Origin of the sequence: Enemella evansiae, assembly GCF_004362375.1 — a bacterium.
In the GTDB taxonomy this organism is placed as follows: Bacteria; Actinomycetota; Actinomycetes; order Propionibacteriales; family Propionibacteriaceae; genus Enemella; species Enemella evansiae.
In genome coordinates, this window is sequence record NZ_SNXA01000010.1 from 254421 (window position 1) to 269025 (window position 14605).

Genomic DNA, 14605 nt, shown 5'->3' on the forward strand with positions numbered 1-14605 from the left:
GCCGCGGTCCTAGACCCCGCTGGCCCAGAGCAGCCCCGAGGACGGGCCGAGCCGGCCGGCGTACGCCACGGCCTGGGCATCACTCAAACCGGCCACGAAGTCGGTGATCGCCCGCCCGCGCGCCATCCGCGCGACGTCGCCGCGGTCGGTTCGCCCGTCCAACCACTCGGGATGCTCCTCGCGTACCCGCTGATGCCCCTGCTCGGACAGGGCCACCAGATCGAGCAACCGCCGCGGCGCCCTGGTCGCGTCGAACCGGTCGCTCAGCCACGAGTCGAAGGTCTCCACCAGATCGGTGAGCAGCATCGACTGGCCGCGCTGCACCATCGCCAGATCCGGGCGGTGCAGCACGAAGTACTGGTGCATGAACTTCAGCACCTGGATCTGGTGCCACTCCAGCGGGTTGACCGTCACCACCGGTGTCCGCGCGGTCGCCGGGTCCGGGTTCATCCGGACCGCCGCGGTGAAGTGGTCGATCCAGCGGCTCACGAACCCCGAGATCGCCCGGTCCGCCTCGCGTGACCCGTCGAACGGGGTCACCAGCACCCCGTCGACGAACTCGGTTCCGACGATCTTCACCGCCTCGGTGAAGATGTCGTCGTCGAACACCCAGTCATCCTTGTCCCGCGCCGCGCGCCGCAGCCGTTCCAGACCTGCACCCGGCTTGCGGACCAGGGTCTCCAGTTCGGCATCGGGTACGCCGAGCCAGCGCTCCTGCTCGCCCAGCCAGCTGCGGAACTCGCCCGAGATGGGGGAGTACTGCAGCACTCCGGAGCGGTGGAAGTCCTCCAGATCGTGCAGTGAGTAGGCGATGTCGTCGGCGAGATCCATCACCGCGCACTCCAGCGTCTGCCGGCCCGGCGGCAGTTCGAAACCCTGCAGCACCTCCAGCATCTCGGCCAGATCGGGGACGTAGGCGTTGAACTTCGCGGCCCCCGAGCCGTGCGCACCCGGGTTCGCCCCACGCGGCCGGTCCTGCCACTGGCTCGGATGCGGATCGGGTGCATGGAACCGGCCCCACGGATACTTCAACACCGCCGCCCGGGCCGCCGCGGTCAGGTTCAGCCCGTCGTCGTGTGCGCCGTGCACCTCCAGCTCGGTGATGATCCGGAAGGTCTGCGCGTTCCCCTCGAAACCGTCGGCCAGCCCGAACCGCTCCCGGGCGATCCGGTCCAGGGTGCGCTCGCCGAGATGGCCGAAGGGTGGATGCCCCAGATCGTGGGCGACGGCACCGGCCTGCGCGACGACGTGGTCCAGCCCGCCCCAGCGCTCGATATCGGCCGGGTCGGCGATCTGCCGCAACCCGACCGCGATCCCGCGCGCCAGCGCGGTGACCTTGATCGAATGGGTGAGCCGGTTGTGCACCACCCCGTCGGTCGCGTCGGCGGTGACCACCTGGGTGACATCGGCCAACCGGGCGAACGCCGGTGCGAACCGCAGCCGCTCCAGGTCCACCCGGAACTCCGATTCCGCCCCGGCGGTGAGCGGCTCCCAGAGCTCGCTCTCCTCGTGCCGACGCGCCAGGCGTACCTCATCCAGTTCGACGGGATCCTTGGCTGCGACCGGCATGCATCGAATCTAGCGCGCGCGGTCCGGATCGGTCAGCGGTCCAGCTCCCGCTCCAACTGGTCCTTGGTCATGTTCGAACGGCCCTTGATGCCCTTGCGTTTCGCCTCGGCGTACAACTGGTCTCTGGTACGCCCGCCGGGACCGCTGTGCGAGCGCAGGCCGCCGCGCCGTTCCGAGGAGATGTCTTCGGTCGAGGTTTTGCTGGCCTGCTTCGATTCGCCGGCGCGGGCGCGTTCCTTGTTCACCGTGCGGGCGGCGATCTCCTCGGCGGTGTCCTCGTCGCGGCCCCGTTCGGTGAGCCCTTCCTTGATGTGCTCGTACTGCCGCTCGCGCTTGTCCGACCACTGTTCCTGCGGGGTCATCCGGTCCTCCTCGATGAGAGTCGTTCCTCGACCCACGGTACCCGCGGGGACCTCGCCCCAACCGAGGCGGCCGGCGTCCTAGAGTTGGCCCCATGACCAGCGCTCCCGTTGATGCCACCGCCACCGCGCCCTGGGCCACGCTCACCGACCTGGCCGACGCCTTCGAGCCCGATCTGCGGGGCTGGTTCGCCAGCGACCCGAAGCGGACCGAGGCGATGACGCTGACCGCCGGCGATCTGGTCGTCGACCTGTCCAAGAACCTGATCACCCCGCCGATCGCGCAGGCACTGGTGCAACTGGCCCGCGAGGTCGGCGTACCCGAACGCGCCGAGGCGATGTTCCGCGGTGATCACATCAACGTCACCGAGGACCGGGCGGTGCTGCACACCGCACTGCGGTTGCCGCGGGAGGCGAAGCTGACCGTCGACGGCCAGGACGTGGTCGCCGACGTGCACGGTGAGCTGGACAAGATGTACGCCTTCGCCGACCAGGTGCGCAGCGGCGAGTGGACCGGGGTCACCGGCAAACCGGTGCAGACCGTGATCAACATCGGTATCGGCGGATCTGATCTTGGTCCGGTGATGGTCTACGAGGCGCTCAAGCCCTACGGCAAGCTGGGCCTGGAGTGCCGCTTCATCTCCAACATCGATCCGACGGACCTGGCCGAGAAGACCTTCGGCCTGGACCCCGAGACCACGCTGTTCATCGTCGCCTCCAAGACCTTCAGCACCCTGGAGACCCTCACCAACGCCCGGCTGGCGCGGACCTGGCTCCTTGATCAACTCCGCGAGCGGGGCATCGTCGGCGACAGCGAGGACGACGCCCGCCGCGCCGTCTCCCAGCATTTCGTCGCCGTCTCCACCGCTCTGGACAAGGTCGAGGCCTTCGGCATCGATCCGGCGAACGCCTTCGGCTTCTGGGACTGGGTCGGCGGGCGCTACTCGGTCGACTCGACCATCGGCACCTCGATCGCGATCTTCATCGGACCCGAGCGGTTCGCCGATTTCCTGGCCGGCTTCCGGACGATCGACGAGCACTTCAAGAACACCCCGATCGCCGGCAACGTACCGATGCTGATGGGCCTGCTGAACGTCTGGTACGACAACTTCCTCGGTGCGCAGAGTCACGCCGTGCTGCCCTACAGCCAGTACCTGCACCGCTTCCCGGCCTATCTGCAGCAGTTGACCATGGAATCCAACGGCAAGTCGGTGCGCTGGGACGGCAGCCCGGTCACCACCTCCACCGGCGAAGTGTTCTGGGGTGAGCCCGGCACCAACGGCCAGCACGCCTTCTATCAGCTGATCCACCAGGGCACCCGGCTGATCCCGACCGACTTCATCGCCTTCGCCAACCCGGCCCATCCGCTGAAGGACGGCGACGCCGACGTGCACGAGCTGTTCCTGGCGAATTTCTTCGCCCAGACCAAGGCGCTCGCCTTCGGCAAGACCGCCGACGAGGTGCGGGCGGAGGGTACGCCGGAGGAGATCGTGCCGGCGCGGGTCTTCTCCGGCAACCGGCCGTCCACCTCGATCATGGCCCCGGAGCTGAGCCCCTCGGTGCTTGGCCAGCTGATCGCGCTCTATGAGCACATCACCTTCACCCAGGGCGTGGTCTGGGGGATCGACTCCTTCGACCAGTGGGGCGTCGAGCTGGGCAAGCAGCTCGCCAAGGAACTGACTCCCGCGGTCGGCGGTGACGAGGCCGCGCTGGCCGAGCAGGACCAGTCCACCAGTGCGCTGATCCGCTACTACCTGGCGCATCGTCGCTGAGGCGGCCGGGTCTTTCCCGGCCCAACTATTCTGGCGACATGCCCGCTGCTCGGTTCCTCAAGCGCGCGGTCGTGACGTGTGCGGTGGTGGGCGTGGCGGGTGCGCTGGCGGTGCTGGGTACGGCCGGATTCGTCCGGTCCACCGCCCAGCCGCAGACCTTCTCCGCCCAGAAGGTGCCCTTCGCCCCGGTGGCGCTGGTGCTCGGTGCGGAGATCTATCCCGATGGCACCCCCTCGCCCTATCTGAAGGGCCGTCTCGATCTCGCGCAGCGGTTGCTGGAGGCCGGCAAGGTCAAGGTGATCCTGGTCTCCGGAGACAACGGTGAGGAGCACTACAACGAGCCGGATGGGATGCGGAATTACCTGATCCGCAACGGGGTTCCGGCCGGCAAGGTGGTCGCCGACTACGCCGGCTTCGACACCTACGACTCCTGCGTACGCGCCAAACAGATCTTCGGTGTCGACCGGCTGACGCTGGTCACGCAGGGCTATCACATCCCCCGCGCGGTGACGACCTGCCGGCTCGTCGGCGTCGATGCCCAGGGTGTCGGCGACTACTCGGTCCGCACCTATGGCAGCACCTGGCGTTCCGGCCAGGTGCGGGAGCTCTTCGCCAACTTCAAGATGATGTGGGACGTCGCCACCCGCCGCACCCCGATCCTCGGCTCCAAGGAGACCAGCGTCACCGAAGCCCTGCGCTAGTGGGACCCACGCTCATCGAGTAGGCCGCCATGCGGAGCGAAGCGGAGCAATGGCAGCCGTGCCGAGATGACTCCCCGTCCCCTCCGAGGCTTCGACTCGCTGGCGCTCGCTCACCCGCCGTTGGCGTACCGCGTATCCACCGACCGCTCCTCCCACCGGTCGAGGTCGGCCAGCTGATCGGTGAGCTTGGTCCGGATCCGCTGCACCGCCTCCGGGCCCAACGGCAGCCGCAGTGGGGAATCCGGGTCCGCGACAGCGGCCAGGATGACGCGCGCACCGGCGGCCGGATCGTTGGGCTGCTGACCGTCCTGATCGTCGAAACCGCGCCGCAGCTGCCCGGCCGGGGTCTCGTCGTACGCCGCCAGCGGCTCGGCCCGGCCGATCGAGCGGCCGGCGAAGTCGGTGCGGAACGGGCCCGGTTCGACGATCGTGACCCGGATGCCCAGGTCGCGTACTTCCCCGGCCAGCGCCTCCGACATCCCTTCCAGGGCGAACTTCGTGGTGGCGTAGGCCGCATGGCCGGGATTGCCGACCACCCCGCCCACCGAGGACAACTGCACGATGTGCCCGCCGCCCTGGGCGCGCAACTGGGGCAGCACGGCCCGGGTGACCCGGAAGGCGCCGAGCACGTTCACCTCCCACAGTGCGGTCAGTTCCTCGGGTGTCACCTCCTCCGCGGCGCCCAGGTGTCCGTGCCCCGCATTGTTCACCAGCACGTCGATCCGGCCGTGCCGGGCGATGGCCTCACCGACCGCGGCATCGATCGATGCCTGATCGGTGACATCCAGCCGCAGGGCATCGGTGAAGTCGGCGATCGCCCCGGTGTCCCGCGCGGTGGCGACGACGGTGTGCCCCTGCTCCCGGGCCTGCTCCGCGATCGCGCGGCCGAAGCCGGTGCTCGTTCCGGTGATGAACCAGACAGCCATGTTCTCCTCCTGATATCTTGAGATTCAAGACATTAGATCATCTTGAGGTTCAAGGTAAAGGGGCTCGGTGTGGACTCGGTCGAGAACGAACTCGAGGTGTGGCTGGCACAGATGGATCCGGTGGATGCGGAGGTGGAGGCGGCGCGGCAGCGGATCGGCCGGCTCGCTCGGCAGTTCAACCGGGTGCTGGAGCGCGCGGCCAACGAGAACGGACTCAGCCTGGCCGACTGGGAGGCGCTCTCGGTGATCGAACGCGCCGGGGGGACCTGCCGGCCCAGCCTGCTGATGGATCAACTCGGCCTCACCTCGGGCACGGTCAGTGTCCGGATCGCCCGGCTCACCGAGGCCGGCCTGGTCGAACCGGTGGCCGGGGCCGACGGCCGCAGCCGCCCGGTACGCCTGACCACCGCCGGACGGCGGCGCTGGCGGCGGGCCACCGCCACCCGGACCGCCATCGAGGCCGAGCTCTTCGGTGCGCTCGCCCCGGCCCAGCTCACCCGGCTGAATCCCTTGCTGGCAAGGCTGCTGGCGAGTTTCGAGGACGAGTTCGGGGTGGCTCCCCGGCACGACCGGACGGGCTGACCACGCTCAAACGCTCATCGAGTAGGCCGCCATGCGCAGCGAAGCGGAACAATGGCGGCCATGTCGAGATGAGCAGGTTGCGTTGGGTTCATCTCGACACGCTCGCTGCGCGAGCTACTCGATGAACGGAGGGGGATCGCTGCGCGAGCTACTCGATGAACGAGGGGGATCGCTGCGCGAGCTACTCGATGAACGGAGGGGGATCGCTGCGCGAGCTGCTCGATGAGCGTCAGGTGAGGGCGCGGGCCGCGACGAAGACCGACGCGGCGGCCCAGGCCTGCGGATGGCAGGAGGCGGGGTAGGGGATCGGCTCCGGGTCGCCCGACCACAGTTCCGGCAGTCGACCACGGAAGGCCTGCGAGGCGACCAGCAGTCCCTCGGCCAGTTTCCGTGCCTGGTCGACGAATCCGCCCACCAGCAGGCCCCGGATCGCTACCGCGGTGTCATGCGGCCAGACGCTGCCGCAGTGATAGCTGAGCGGGGAATAACCGCCCTCGGTGCTCGCCATCGTGCGCAACCCCAACCCCGAATCCAGATCCTCGCGTACCAGCCGATCGGCGACCAGCGCCTCCTCCTCGGCGGAGAGGATTCCGGTACCGAGCAGATGCCCGATGTTCGAGGTCACCGAATCCACCGGCCGCTTGACCGCATCCAGTGCCAGGGCAGGGAAACGGTCACCGTCGCGCTCGCACCAGAAGCGGGCCCGGAACCGATCCGCCAGCTCCGCGGCCCAGGTCTGCAACCGGTTCACCTCGCGGGCATCCTCATCCGATCCGTACGCCGCCAGCAGTTCCGCGCCCGCCCGCGCCGCCTGATGCGCGTACCCCTGCACCTCCACCAGTGCGATCGGCCCCTCGGCCCGCGAACCGTCGTGGAACCGGACCGAATCCGCCGAATCCTTCCAACCCTGGTTGGCCAATCCATGCCCGGTGGTGTCCAGATATTCGGCGAACCCGTCGCCATCGGCATCGGCCCCGCCGGTGATCCAACCCAACGCCGCCCGCAGGTTCGGCAGCAGCTCGCGCACCTCGGCCTCCGGCATCCCCGCCCGCCAGGCATCGTGCAGCAGGCACACCCACAGCGCGGTCGCGTCGATGGTGCCGAAATACAGCGGCGGCAAGGTCAGCTCGGCCATCACGTAGGTGCCGCGGCGCAGCTCGTGCATGATCTTGCCCGGTTGTTCGGCCGCTTCCGGATCCTCGCGGCGACCCTGCCGGGCGGCCAGCGTACGCAGCGTCGCGGCGGCCGGTCGCCAGTCCAGCTCGACCAGGAAACGCGAAGCCCACAACGAATCCCGGCCGAACAGGGTCAGATACCAGGGCGCACCGGCGGCGAAGAAGGTCTCCACCGGCCGATCCGCGGTCGCCAGTCGCAACCCGTTCAGATCGTGCAGCGACTGCCGCAGCCACGGTTCGAGCTGGGGTCGATAACGGTCCGCGACCGGGCCGAGCGCCGCCTCGGCCAGCGCCGCCACCGGCAGTCCGGGGTCGCTCGGCGCCACCAGCACACCCCCACCGTCGCGCATCGTCAACCGCCACTGCAGCCGCAGCTCACCCCCGACCGGCAGCGGTGCCCGCCAGCGCAGTCGCAACACCTCACCCTCGGCCAGCACCTCGGCACCCGGTGCCGAGAGTGTCGAGACCACGTCCTCGCCGAAGCTGACCGAATCCCCGGAATCTTCACCGGAGAAGGTGATCGGCGGCTGCGGCGTACCCTGCTTGATCGCCCCCACATTGCTGCCGTCGCTGGCCAGCAGCACCTCCAGCAGCACCCCATCCCGATCCAGATCATCCAGCCCGCGCAGGGTCAGCGTCTCGGTCAGCTCACCGGGGCGGACCGCCCGCCGCCGCTCCAACCGCAGCTCCGGATCCTTCGGCCCCTGGACCGCCGACACGAACACGGTCTCCGCACCCTCGGCGTACCAGGCCAGCGGCGTCAACCGCTCACCGTCGACAAGCACCTCGTTGCGGCACAGGGTCCGCACGTCGGCGTGCAGCACGCCCTCCGCGCGCCCGGGCGCCATGTCGCCGGACGCCCCGGACAGCGCCACCGTCGGCGCGGCCACCGTGGTCACCAGGTCGTGCAGGGCCTGCGCGGCCCGGGCAGCCGCCGTCCGCCGGGCGAGTTCGCCGGATTCGCTCACCGTCACGTCATTTCCTCTGCTGCTCGGCGTCCTCGGACACGGTTCCGATCATGGTCTCCATCACATCCTCGAGCATCACCCAGCCGACCGGTTCACCGTTCTCCTCGTCGGTGACCGCGGCCAGGTGCGCGCCGCTGCGCTGCATCGGGCGCAGCGCCTCGAGCAGGGTCGCACCGCTCGACACCCGGACCAGCTCCCGGATCGCCGACGTCGGCAGGGTGCGATCGGGATCGAGCGTCGGATCGAGCAGATCCTTCAGATGCACATAACCGACCCAGCCGGTCTCGCCGCGGACCGGGAACCGGGAGTGGCCGAACCGCACGCAGGTCTCCTCGGCCTCGGCCACCGTGTCGGATTCGTCGAGCGCGACGATCTGCTCGACCGGGATCGTCACCTCGGCCACCCGGCCGCTGTTCATCGTCAGGGCGCCGGCCATCAGCTGATGTTCGGTGTCCTCCAGCAGACCGCGTTCGTGCGACTCCTCCAGATAGCCCGGCACGTCCTCGACGCTGACGGTTGAGGAGACCTCCTCGGTGGGCTTCACCTTGAGCAGCTTCAGCACACCGTTGGCGATCGCGTTCAGCAACCAGAGCACCGGGCGCAGGGCCAGGCAGATCAGATACATCGGCGGTCCGAGCAGCAGCGCCACCCGCTCCGGCCCGGCGATCGCCAGATTCTTCGGCACCATCTCGCCGAGCACCATGTGCAGATAGACCACGATCGCCATCGAGATCACCAGCGACACCGGATGCATCAATCCCTCCGGGAGGTGCACCAGCTCGAACAGTGGGGTCAGCAGATGGGCGATGGCCGGTTCGCCGAGCGCGCCCAGCGCCAGCGAGCAGACCGTGATGCCGAGCTGGGCGCCGGCCATCATCGTCGAGACGCGGTCCATCGCCCGCACGGTCCAGCGGGCACCCGGGCGCCCGTGCGCGGCGGCCTCCTCGATCGGGGTGCGCCGCGCCGCGACCAGTGAGAACTCCGCTCCCACGAAGAATGCGTTGCCCAGCAGGAAAAGCACCGCCAGGGCGATCGCCAGACCGTCACTCATCGGCGTCCTCCGGATCCGGCAGCACCTCGAGCTCCGCCTCGGCGACGCGGCGGCCGTCCAACCGACGGACGGTGAGCAGCACCGGCACCTCGGGGGAGATGCCGTCGGCGTCGGGATGGGCGTGGTCGCGGCCGGTCGCCTCGACGGTGTCACCGACCTGGCTGAACCGCTCCAACCGTTCGGTGATCAGCCCGCCCAGGGTCTCGCTGGCCAGCCCTTCGGGCAGCTCCAATCCGATCAGGCGGCGCACCTCGTCCGGGCGCACCAGGCCGGAGAGCACCCAGTGGCCGGGGCCGAGTTCGGTGATCTGGTCCTGCGGGCGGTCCTGTTCGTCGGTGATCTCGCCGACGAGCTCCTCCATCAGGTCCTCCAGGGTGATGATGCCGTCGGTGCCGCCGTATTCGTCGATGACGATCGCGAGCTGCAACCCACCGCGCAGCTGGCCGAGCACGTTGTCCAGGGGCATCGATGCCGGCACCGCCGGCACCGTGCGGACGATCTCGCCGAGGCGTACCCGGTCCCGATCCTCCGCCGGCACGGCCAGCGCATCGCGGAAGTGCGCGGCGCCGATCACGTCGTCGGCGTCCTCCCCGATCACCGGGAAGCGGGAGTGACCGGTACGCCGGGCGGCGGCGAGCAAGCGGTTCACCGGCACGGTCGCGTCCAGGAAGTCGGCCCGGGCCCGCGGGGTCATCGCATCGGCGGCGAACCGCTGGCCGAGTTCGGCGGTCTGCTGCATGTGCTCGGCGAGGGCCGGATGCAGGGTGCCCTCGCGGGCGGACCGGTACGCCAGCGCGCTCAACTCCTGCGGGGAATGCCCGGACGCCAGCTCCTCGGCCGGGGTGACCCCGAACAGCCGGACCACCGCATTCGCGGTGCCGTTGAAGAACCGCAGCAGCGGCCTGGTGACGGCGACGAAGGCGAGCTGCGGGGTGGCGATCCAGCGCGCCAGTCGCAGCGGTTCGGCCAGTGCCCAGTTCTTCGGTACCAGCTCGGAGAACACCATCTGGGCCAGCGTCGCCAGCACGAAGGCCAGGCCGAACGAGATCGGGGTGGCCACCCCCTCGCCGAGCCCGAGGCCGTGCAGCACCGGCCGGAGCAGTTCGGCGACGGACGGTTCGGCGATCAGGCCGATCACCAGACTGGTGATGGTGATACCGAGTTGGCAGCCCGACAGCTGGGTGGACAGCGTGCCCAGGGCCCGCTGCACCGATTCCGCTCGGCGGTCACCCTGCTCGGCGGCCCGCCGGACCGCCGGGCGATCGACGGTGACGAGCGCGAACTCCGCCATCACGAAGAATCCACAGAGCGCGATCAGGACGATGACCAGCGCCAACAGCAGCCACGCCGTGGCCAAGAGAACCTCCCGGTTCGATGGATCTGTGCCGTTCGGGGCGCGAACCTGGGGCGCACCCCCGCTTCCCACACGTGCCGAGCCCCCCGCTCGAGGAGCAGGGGGCTCGGTGGGGAAGGATCAGGCGCCGACGTTGAAGGTGTCGGGGTCCGGGCCGATCCGGTTGCTGTCGTCCAGGCCGGCGATCTTCTGCATCGCCGCATCGTCCAGCTCGAAGCCGAAGACGTCGAAGTTCTCCTCGATCCGCTTCGGGGTGACCGACTTGGGGAACACCACCAGACCGCGCTGCAGGTGCCAGCGCAGGATCACCTGGGCCGGCGTACGCCCCAGCTGCTGGGCCAACTCGGTGATCACCGGGTTCTCCAGATCCTTGGCCTGGCCGAGCGGCGACCACGCCTCGGTGACGATGCCCTTGCTCTTGTCGAAGTCGACCATCGCGTCCTGGGTGAGGGTCGGGTGCACCTCGATCTGGTTCACCGCCGGGGTGACGGTGCCCTTGTCCAGGATCAGCTCCAGGTGCTCGCGCTGGTGGTTCGAGACGCCGATGCTGCGGGTCAGGCCGTCGCGCTGGGCCTCCTCCATCGCCAGCCAGGCATCGAGGTACTTGTTCTGCTGCGGCACCGGCCAGTGGGTCAGGTAGAGATCGAGGTAGTCCAGGCCCAGCTTGGACAGGCTCTCGGTGATCGCGGCGCGGACATCACCGTGCCGGTCGTTCCACAGCTTGGTGGTCACGAAGAGCTGGTCACGGGGGATCCCGGACTCCTTGATCGCCTGGCCGACACCCTCCTCGTTGCCATAGATCGCGGCCGTGTCGATGTGCCGGTAACCGACCTCGAGGGCCTTGCGGACCGCCGGCACGATGTCCTCGGTGGACACCTGCCAGACCCCGAAACCGAGCTGGGGGATGGTGTGGCCGTCATTGAGGGTGATCGTGGGCACGTTCGTCATCAGTTCCTCCGATTTCGTATGGGGTTGTCCGCCGCAGCCGCTGGTGGCGTACCCGAGGGACAGCACGGGCGACCGCGGTTTCATTCCCGGACCGGACAAAAAATCCTGACCGGGTGGTACGTCATGGAACAATGGAGGTCATGTCCTCCCTGCCTTCCGAACTGAATGCCCGTGTCGCTGCCGTAGCCGGGATCGACCCCGAGCTGCGCGCCGCGACCAAGCCGCAGTTCGGTCACTTCCAGTCCAACGTAGCGTTGCGGCTGGCGAAGTCCGAGGGCAGGCCCCCTCGCGAGGTGGCGCAGCGGATCGTCGACGAGCTCGAGGTCGGCGATCTGTGCGAGCCGCCGGAGATCGCCGGGCCGGGCTTCATCAACTTCCGGCTCCGCAACGAGGTGCTCGCCGGCGCCGCTGAGGCCGTGCTCACCGATCCGCAGGTCGGGATCGTGGCGACCGATGATCCGCAGCGGGTGGTGATCGACTATTCCGCGCCGAATGTGGCCAAGCAGATGCACGTCGGTCACCTGCGCACCACGATCATCGGCGACTGCTTCAACCGGGTGCTGACCGCGACCGGGGACACCGTCATCCCGCAGAACCACATCGGCGACTGGGGCACCCAGTTCGGGATGCTGATCGAGCAGATCCTGGATGAGGGCATCGAGGCGGCCGAGCTCGATCTGGCCGCCGCCGATGCGCTCTACAAGCGGGCCGCGGCGCACTTCAAGACCGATCCGGAGTTCGCGACCCGGGCCCGGGCGCGGGTCGCGATCTTCCAGGGCGGCGATGAGCAGTCGCTGGCGATCTGGCGGCAGTTGCTGGAGATCTCCAAGCAGGGCTTCAACGACGCGTACGCCCGGATGAACGTCTTGTTGACCGACAAGGATCTGGCCGGCGAGTCGACCTACAACGACGACCTGGCCGCGGTCTGCGACGAGCTGGAGGCCAACGGGGTCGCGGTCATCGACAACGGCGCGCTCTGCGTCTTCGTCGACGGCTTCGATGCGCCGCTGATCGTGCGCAAGAGCGACGGTGGTTATGGGTACGCCACCACCGACCTGGCCGCGATCCGGCGCCGGGTGCGTGACCTGCACGCGGACCGGATCATCTATGTCACCGATGCCCGGCAGTCCGGGCACTTCCGGCAGGTCTTCGCCGCCGCGCGGAAGGCCGGTTGGTTGCCGGACACCGTGCGCGCGGAGCACATCGGTTACGGGATGGTGCTCGGCGAGGACGGCAAGCCGCTGAAGTCCCGGGACGGGTCGGCGGCCAAGCTGGTCGACCTGCTCGAGGCGGCCGAGCAGAATGCCGCGCCGGAGATCGCGCTGGCCGCGATCAAGTACGCGGACCTGTCCTCGGGGCTGCAGAAGGACTACGTCTTCGACCCGGAGCGGATGACCCGGACCCAGGGCGATACCGGGCCCTACCTGCAGTACGCCCACTCCCGCTGCTGCTCGATCCTGCGCGAGGCCGCGGCTCGGGGGTACCAGGTCGGCCCGATCACCGTGCTCGACGAGCCGGCCGAGCAGCAGCTCGCGCTGAACCTTTCCCGCTTCGGCGAGGTGGTCGCCGAACTGGCCGAGAACCTGCAGCCGCACAAGCTGTGCAGCTACCTGTTCGAGCTGGCCAGCGGCTATTCTGTGTTCTACGAGAACTGCCCGGTGCTGAAGTCCGAGGACCCGGTGCGGTCCTCGCGGCTCGGGCTGGTGCAGGCCACCCGCGACGTGCTCGCCCGCGGCCTCGACCTGCTCGGCATCATCGCCCCCGAGCGGATGTGACCGCGTACCTCGAGTAGGGCGCCCCGCGCCCGTGTCGAGAGGTATTCGTCACGCCTCCCGCAGCGCGCGGCGCAGCACCCGCAGGCCCCGGTGGAGTTCCCGGTCCGGTACGCCCAGGCCGAGCGTGATCCCGGCCGGCCCCGCACCGACCCACCGACCGCGGGCGTCGCCGAGGCGTACCCGCTTCGCCAGGCAGGCCGCCCGGACCGCATCGGCACGCTCTCGGTCCAGCGCGATGACCGCCATCGCGCCGACCACCTCGACGCCCGCGATTCCTTCCAGGGCGGCGATCACCCGCTCGGCGTTGGTCTCGATCAGCCGTCGGGAGCGGCGCAGATGCCGTCGCAACCCGCCCTCGGCGAGGTAGCCGGCGACCGCACGCTGGGTGATCGCCGCGACCGGCGGGCCGAGATCGCGGCGGGCCTGCAGCACCGGTTCGACCAGCTCGGGCGGCACGATCAGATACCCGGTGCCGATGTCCGCACCGAGCACCCGGGAGAAGGTGCCCAGATGCACCACCGGGGCATCGGGCAGCATGCCGTGCAGCGTGGCCACCGCGGGGTGGTGCAGGAACTCGGCATCGTAGTCGTCCTCGAGCAACAGGGTGTCGGTGCGGACCGCCCACCGCAGCAGTTCCAACCGCCGGTCGGCCGGCATCGAGTCGCCATGCGGATAGAGATGGTTCGGCGTGAGCACCAGCAGGTCGAGATCCTCCGGCAGCTCGCCGAGGCGTACGCCACCGGTATCGACACCCACCTCGATCAGGTCGGCCTGCTGCCGGCGCAGCGCGTTCCGCAGTCCCGGGAAGCCCGGATTCTCAACCCCCACACGGATTGCGCCGTTCGGCAGCGACAGCATCAGGATGCCGATGCCCTCTCGGGCGCCCGCGGTGACCACCACCCGGCCCGGGTCGACGACCATCCCGCGCTGGATCCGCAGGTGTTCGGCGATCGCTGCGCGCAGCTGTGGTTCACCGGCGGGATCGGGCCGGTGTCGTCCGCCGGTGGGCTGGCTGGCCTGTCGCCAGCAGCGCCGCCAGGACGGGTCGGACAGCGGCGTCCCACCGGGCGGTCCGGGGGTGAGATCGAGGATCGCCGGGTCGTCGGTGGGTGTGTGTGCCGGTGGCAGCGGGTCCGGCTCGGGTGCCCGCTGACCGCTGGGTAGTCGATGGCTGACGATGGTCCGGGAGCGGTCCACCGCGACCAGGTAACCCTCGCCGATCAGCAGATCGTAGGCCGTGGTCACGGTCCCGCGGGAGACCGTGAGGCGGTTCGCCAGCTCCCGGGTCGAGGGCAGCACGTCACCGGGTGCGAGGACACCGCGGGCGATCGCACCGCGGATCGCGGCGGTCAGCTGAGCGGGCAACGACCGCGCACCACCCCGCTCCAGGGTGACCGGAAACTCCGCGACCATGCCGCCAGCATA

General features: G+C 69.4%; 12 protein-coding genes. 4 read left to right on the forward strand and 8 right to left on the reverse strand.

All coding sequences use genetic code 11. From position 1 onward, the window contains the following. Positions 1 to 9: 9 nt before the first annotated feature. Positions 10 to 1569: a deoxyguanosinetriphosphate triphosphohydrolase family protein gene (locus tag C8D81_RS12580; protein ID WP_094426197.1), complete on the reverse strand. Its 1560-nt coding sequence runs from the start codon at positions 1567 to 1569 to the stop codon at positions 10 to 12. A 32-nt stretch (positions 1570 to 1601) separates the two neighbouring features. Then, the gene (locus C8D81_RS12585; protein WP_094430750.1) at positions 1602 to 1931 is read right to left on the reverse strand and encodes a plasmid stabilization protein; all 330 of its coding nucleotides are present in this window, start codon (positions 1929 to 1931) and stop codon (positions 1602 to 1604) included. Positions 1932 to 2023: 92 nt separating this feature from the next. On the opposite strand from C8D81_RS12585, the gene pgi reads away from it, so the two are divergent. Further along, the gene (gene pgi / locus C8D81_RS12590; protein WP_094356718.1) at positions 2024 to 3700 is read left to right on the forward strand and encodes a glucose-6-phosphate isomerase; all 1677 of its coding nucleotides are present in this window, start codon (positions 2024 to 2026) and stop codon (positions 3698 to 3700) included. A gap of 38 nt (positions 3701 to 3738) precedes the next feature. Next, complete coding sequence (locus tag C8D81_RS12595; protein ID WP_094356717.1) at positions 3739 to 4401, forward strand: SanA/YdcF family protein; 663 nt, start codon at positions 3739 to 3741, stop codon at positions 4399 to 4401. A 110-nt stretch (positions 4402 to 4511) separates the two neighbouring features. Here the strand turns inward: C8D81_RS12595 and C8D81_RS12600 are convergent, their stop codons facing one another. After that, positions 4512 to 5327 (reverse strand): SDR family NAD(P)-dependent oxidoreductase, encoded by an 816-nt coding sequence (locus C8D81_RS12600; RefSeq protein WP_133626165.1) that lies wholly within the window; start codon positions 5325 to 5327, stop codon positions 4512 to 4514. Between the two features lie 69 nt (positions 5328 to 5396). Here C8D81_RS12600 and C8D81_RS12605 point away from each other — a divergent pair, with 69 nt between their 5' ends. Next, positions 5397 to 5909: a MarR family winged helix-turn-helix transcriptional regulator gene (locus C8D81_RS12605; RefSeq protein ID WP_208109265.1), complete on the forward strand. Its 513-nt coding sequence runs from the start codon at positions 5397 to 5399 to the stop codon at positions 5907 to 5909. A gap of 229 nt (positions 5910 to 6138) precedes the next feature. Here the strand turns inward: C8D81_RS12605 and C8D81_RS12610 are convergent, their stop codons facing one another. The 4 genes from C8D81_RS12610 to C8D81_RS12625 form a co-directional block, all read right to left on the reverse strand. After that, positions 6139 to 8052: a glycogen debranching N-terminal domain-containing protein gene (locus C8D81_RS12610; RefSeq protein ID WP_208109266.1), complete on the reverse strand. Its 1914-nt coding sequence runs from the start codon at positions 8050 to 8052 to the stop codon at positions 6139 to 6141. A 7-nt stretch (positions 8053 to 8059) separates the two neighbouring features. Next, positions 8060 to 9103, reverse strand: coding sequence for a hemolysin family protein (locus tag C8D81_RS12615; protein WP_094404430.1), 1044 nt, complete (start codon positions 9101 to 9103; stop codon positions 8060 to 8062). Then, on the reverse strand, positions 9096 to 10460 hold the full coding sequence (locus C8D81_RS12620; protein WP_208109267.1) for a hemolysin family protein: 1365 nt from the start codon (positions 10458 to 10460) through the stop codon (positions 9096 to 9098). Before C8D81_RS12620 ends, C8D81_RS12615 begins: the two co-directional genes overlap by 8 nt. Before the next feature lie 117 nt (positions 10461 to 10577). Further along, positions 10578 to 11405, reverse strand: coding sequence for an aldo/keto reductase (locus C8D81_RS12625; protein ID WP_094404710.1), 828 nt, complete (start codon positions 11403 to 11405; stop codon positions 10578 to 10580). A 140-nt stretch (positions 11406 to 11545) separates the two neighbouring features. Here C8D81_RS12625 and argS point away from each other — a divergent pair, with 140 nt between their 5' ends. Next, positions 11546 to 13180 carry an arginine--tRNA ligase gene (gene argS / locus C8D81_RS12630; protein WP_133626166.1) on the forward strand — a complete coding sequence of 545 codons (1635 nt, stop codon included), beginning with the start codon at positions 11546 to 11548 and terminating at the stop codon, positions 13178 to 13180. A gap of 48 nt (positions 13181 to 13228) precedes the next feature. On the opposite strand, the gene pdxR is transcribed toward argS, so the two are convergent. Continuing rightward, entirely contained in the window at positions 13229 to 14593 is a 1365-nt protein-coding gene (gene pdxR, locus C8D81_RS12635; protein WP_098477357.1) for a MocR-like pyridoxine biosynthesis transcription factor PdxR, read from the reverse strand. Positions 14594 to 14605 lie beyond the last annotated feature (12 nt).

Bases quoted from the DNA above. Each gene is read 5' to 3' on its own strand.
- C8D81_RS12580 (WP_094426197.1), bottom strand. From the start codon at position 1,569: ATGCCGGTCGCAGCCAAGGATCCCGTCGAACTGGATGAGGTACGCCTG.
- C8D81_RS12585 (WP_094430750.1), bottom strand. From the start codon at position 1,931: ATGACCCCGCAGGAACAGTGGTCGGACAAGCGCGAGCGGCAGTACGAG.
- pgi (WP_094356718.1), top strand. From the start codon at position 2,024: ATGACCAGCGCTCCCGTTGATGCCACCGCCACCGCGCCCTGGGCCACG.
- C8D81_RS12595 (WP_094356717.1), top strand. From the start codon at position 3,739: ATGCCCGCTGCTCGGTTCCTCAAGCGCGCGGTCGTGACGTGTGCGGTG.
- C8D81_RS12600 (WP_133626165.1), bottom strand. From the start codon at position 5,327: ATGGCTGTCTGGTTCATCACCGGAACGAGCACCGGCTTCGGCCGCGCG.
- C8D81_RS12615 (WP_094404430.1), bottom strand. From the start codon at position 9,103: ATGAGTGACGGTCTGGCGATCGCCCTGGCGGTGCTTTTCCTGCTGGGC.
- C8D81_RS12625 (WP_094404710.1), bottom strand. From the start codon at position 11,405: ATGACGAACGTGCCCACGATCACCCTCAATGACGGCCACACCATCCCC.
- argS (WP_133626166.1), top strand. From the start codon at position 11,546: ATGTCCTCCCTGCCTTCCGAACTGAATGCCCGTGTCGCTGCCGTAGCC.
- pdxR (WP_098477357.1), bottom strand. From the start codon at position 14,593: ATGGTCGCGGAGTTTCCGGTCACCCTGGAGCGGGGTGGTGCGCGGTCG.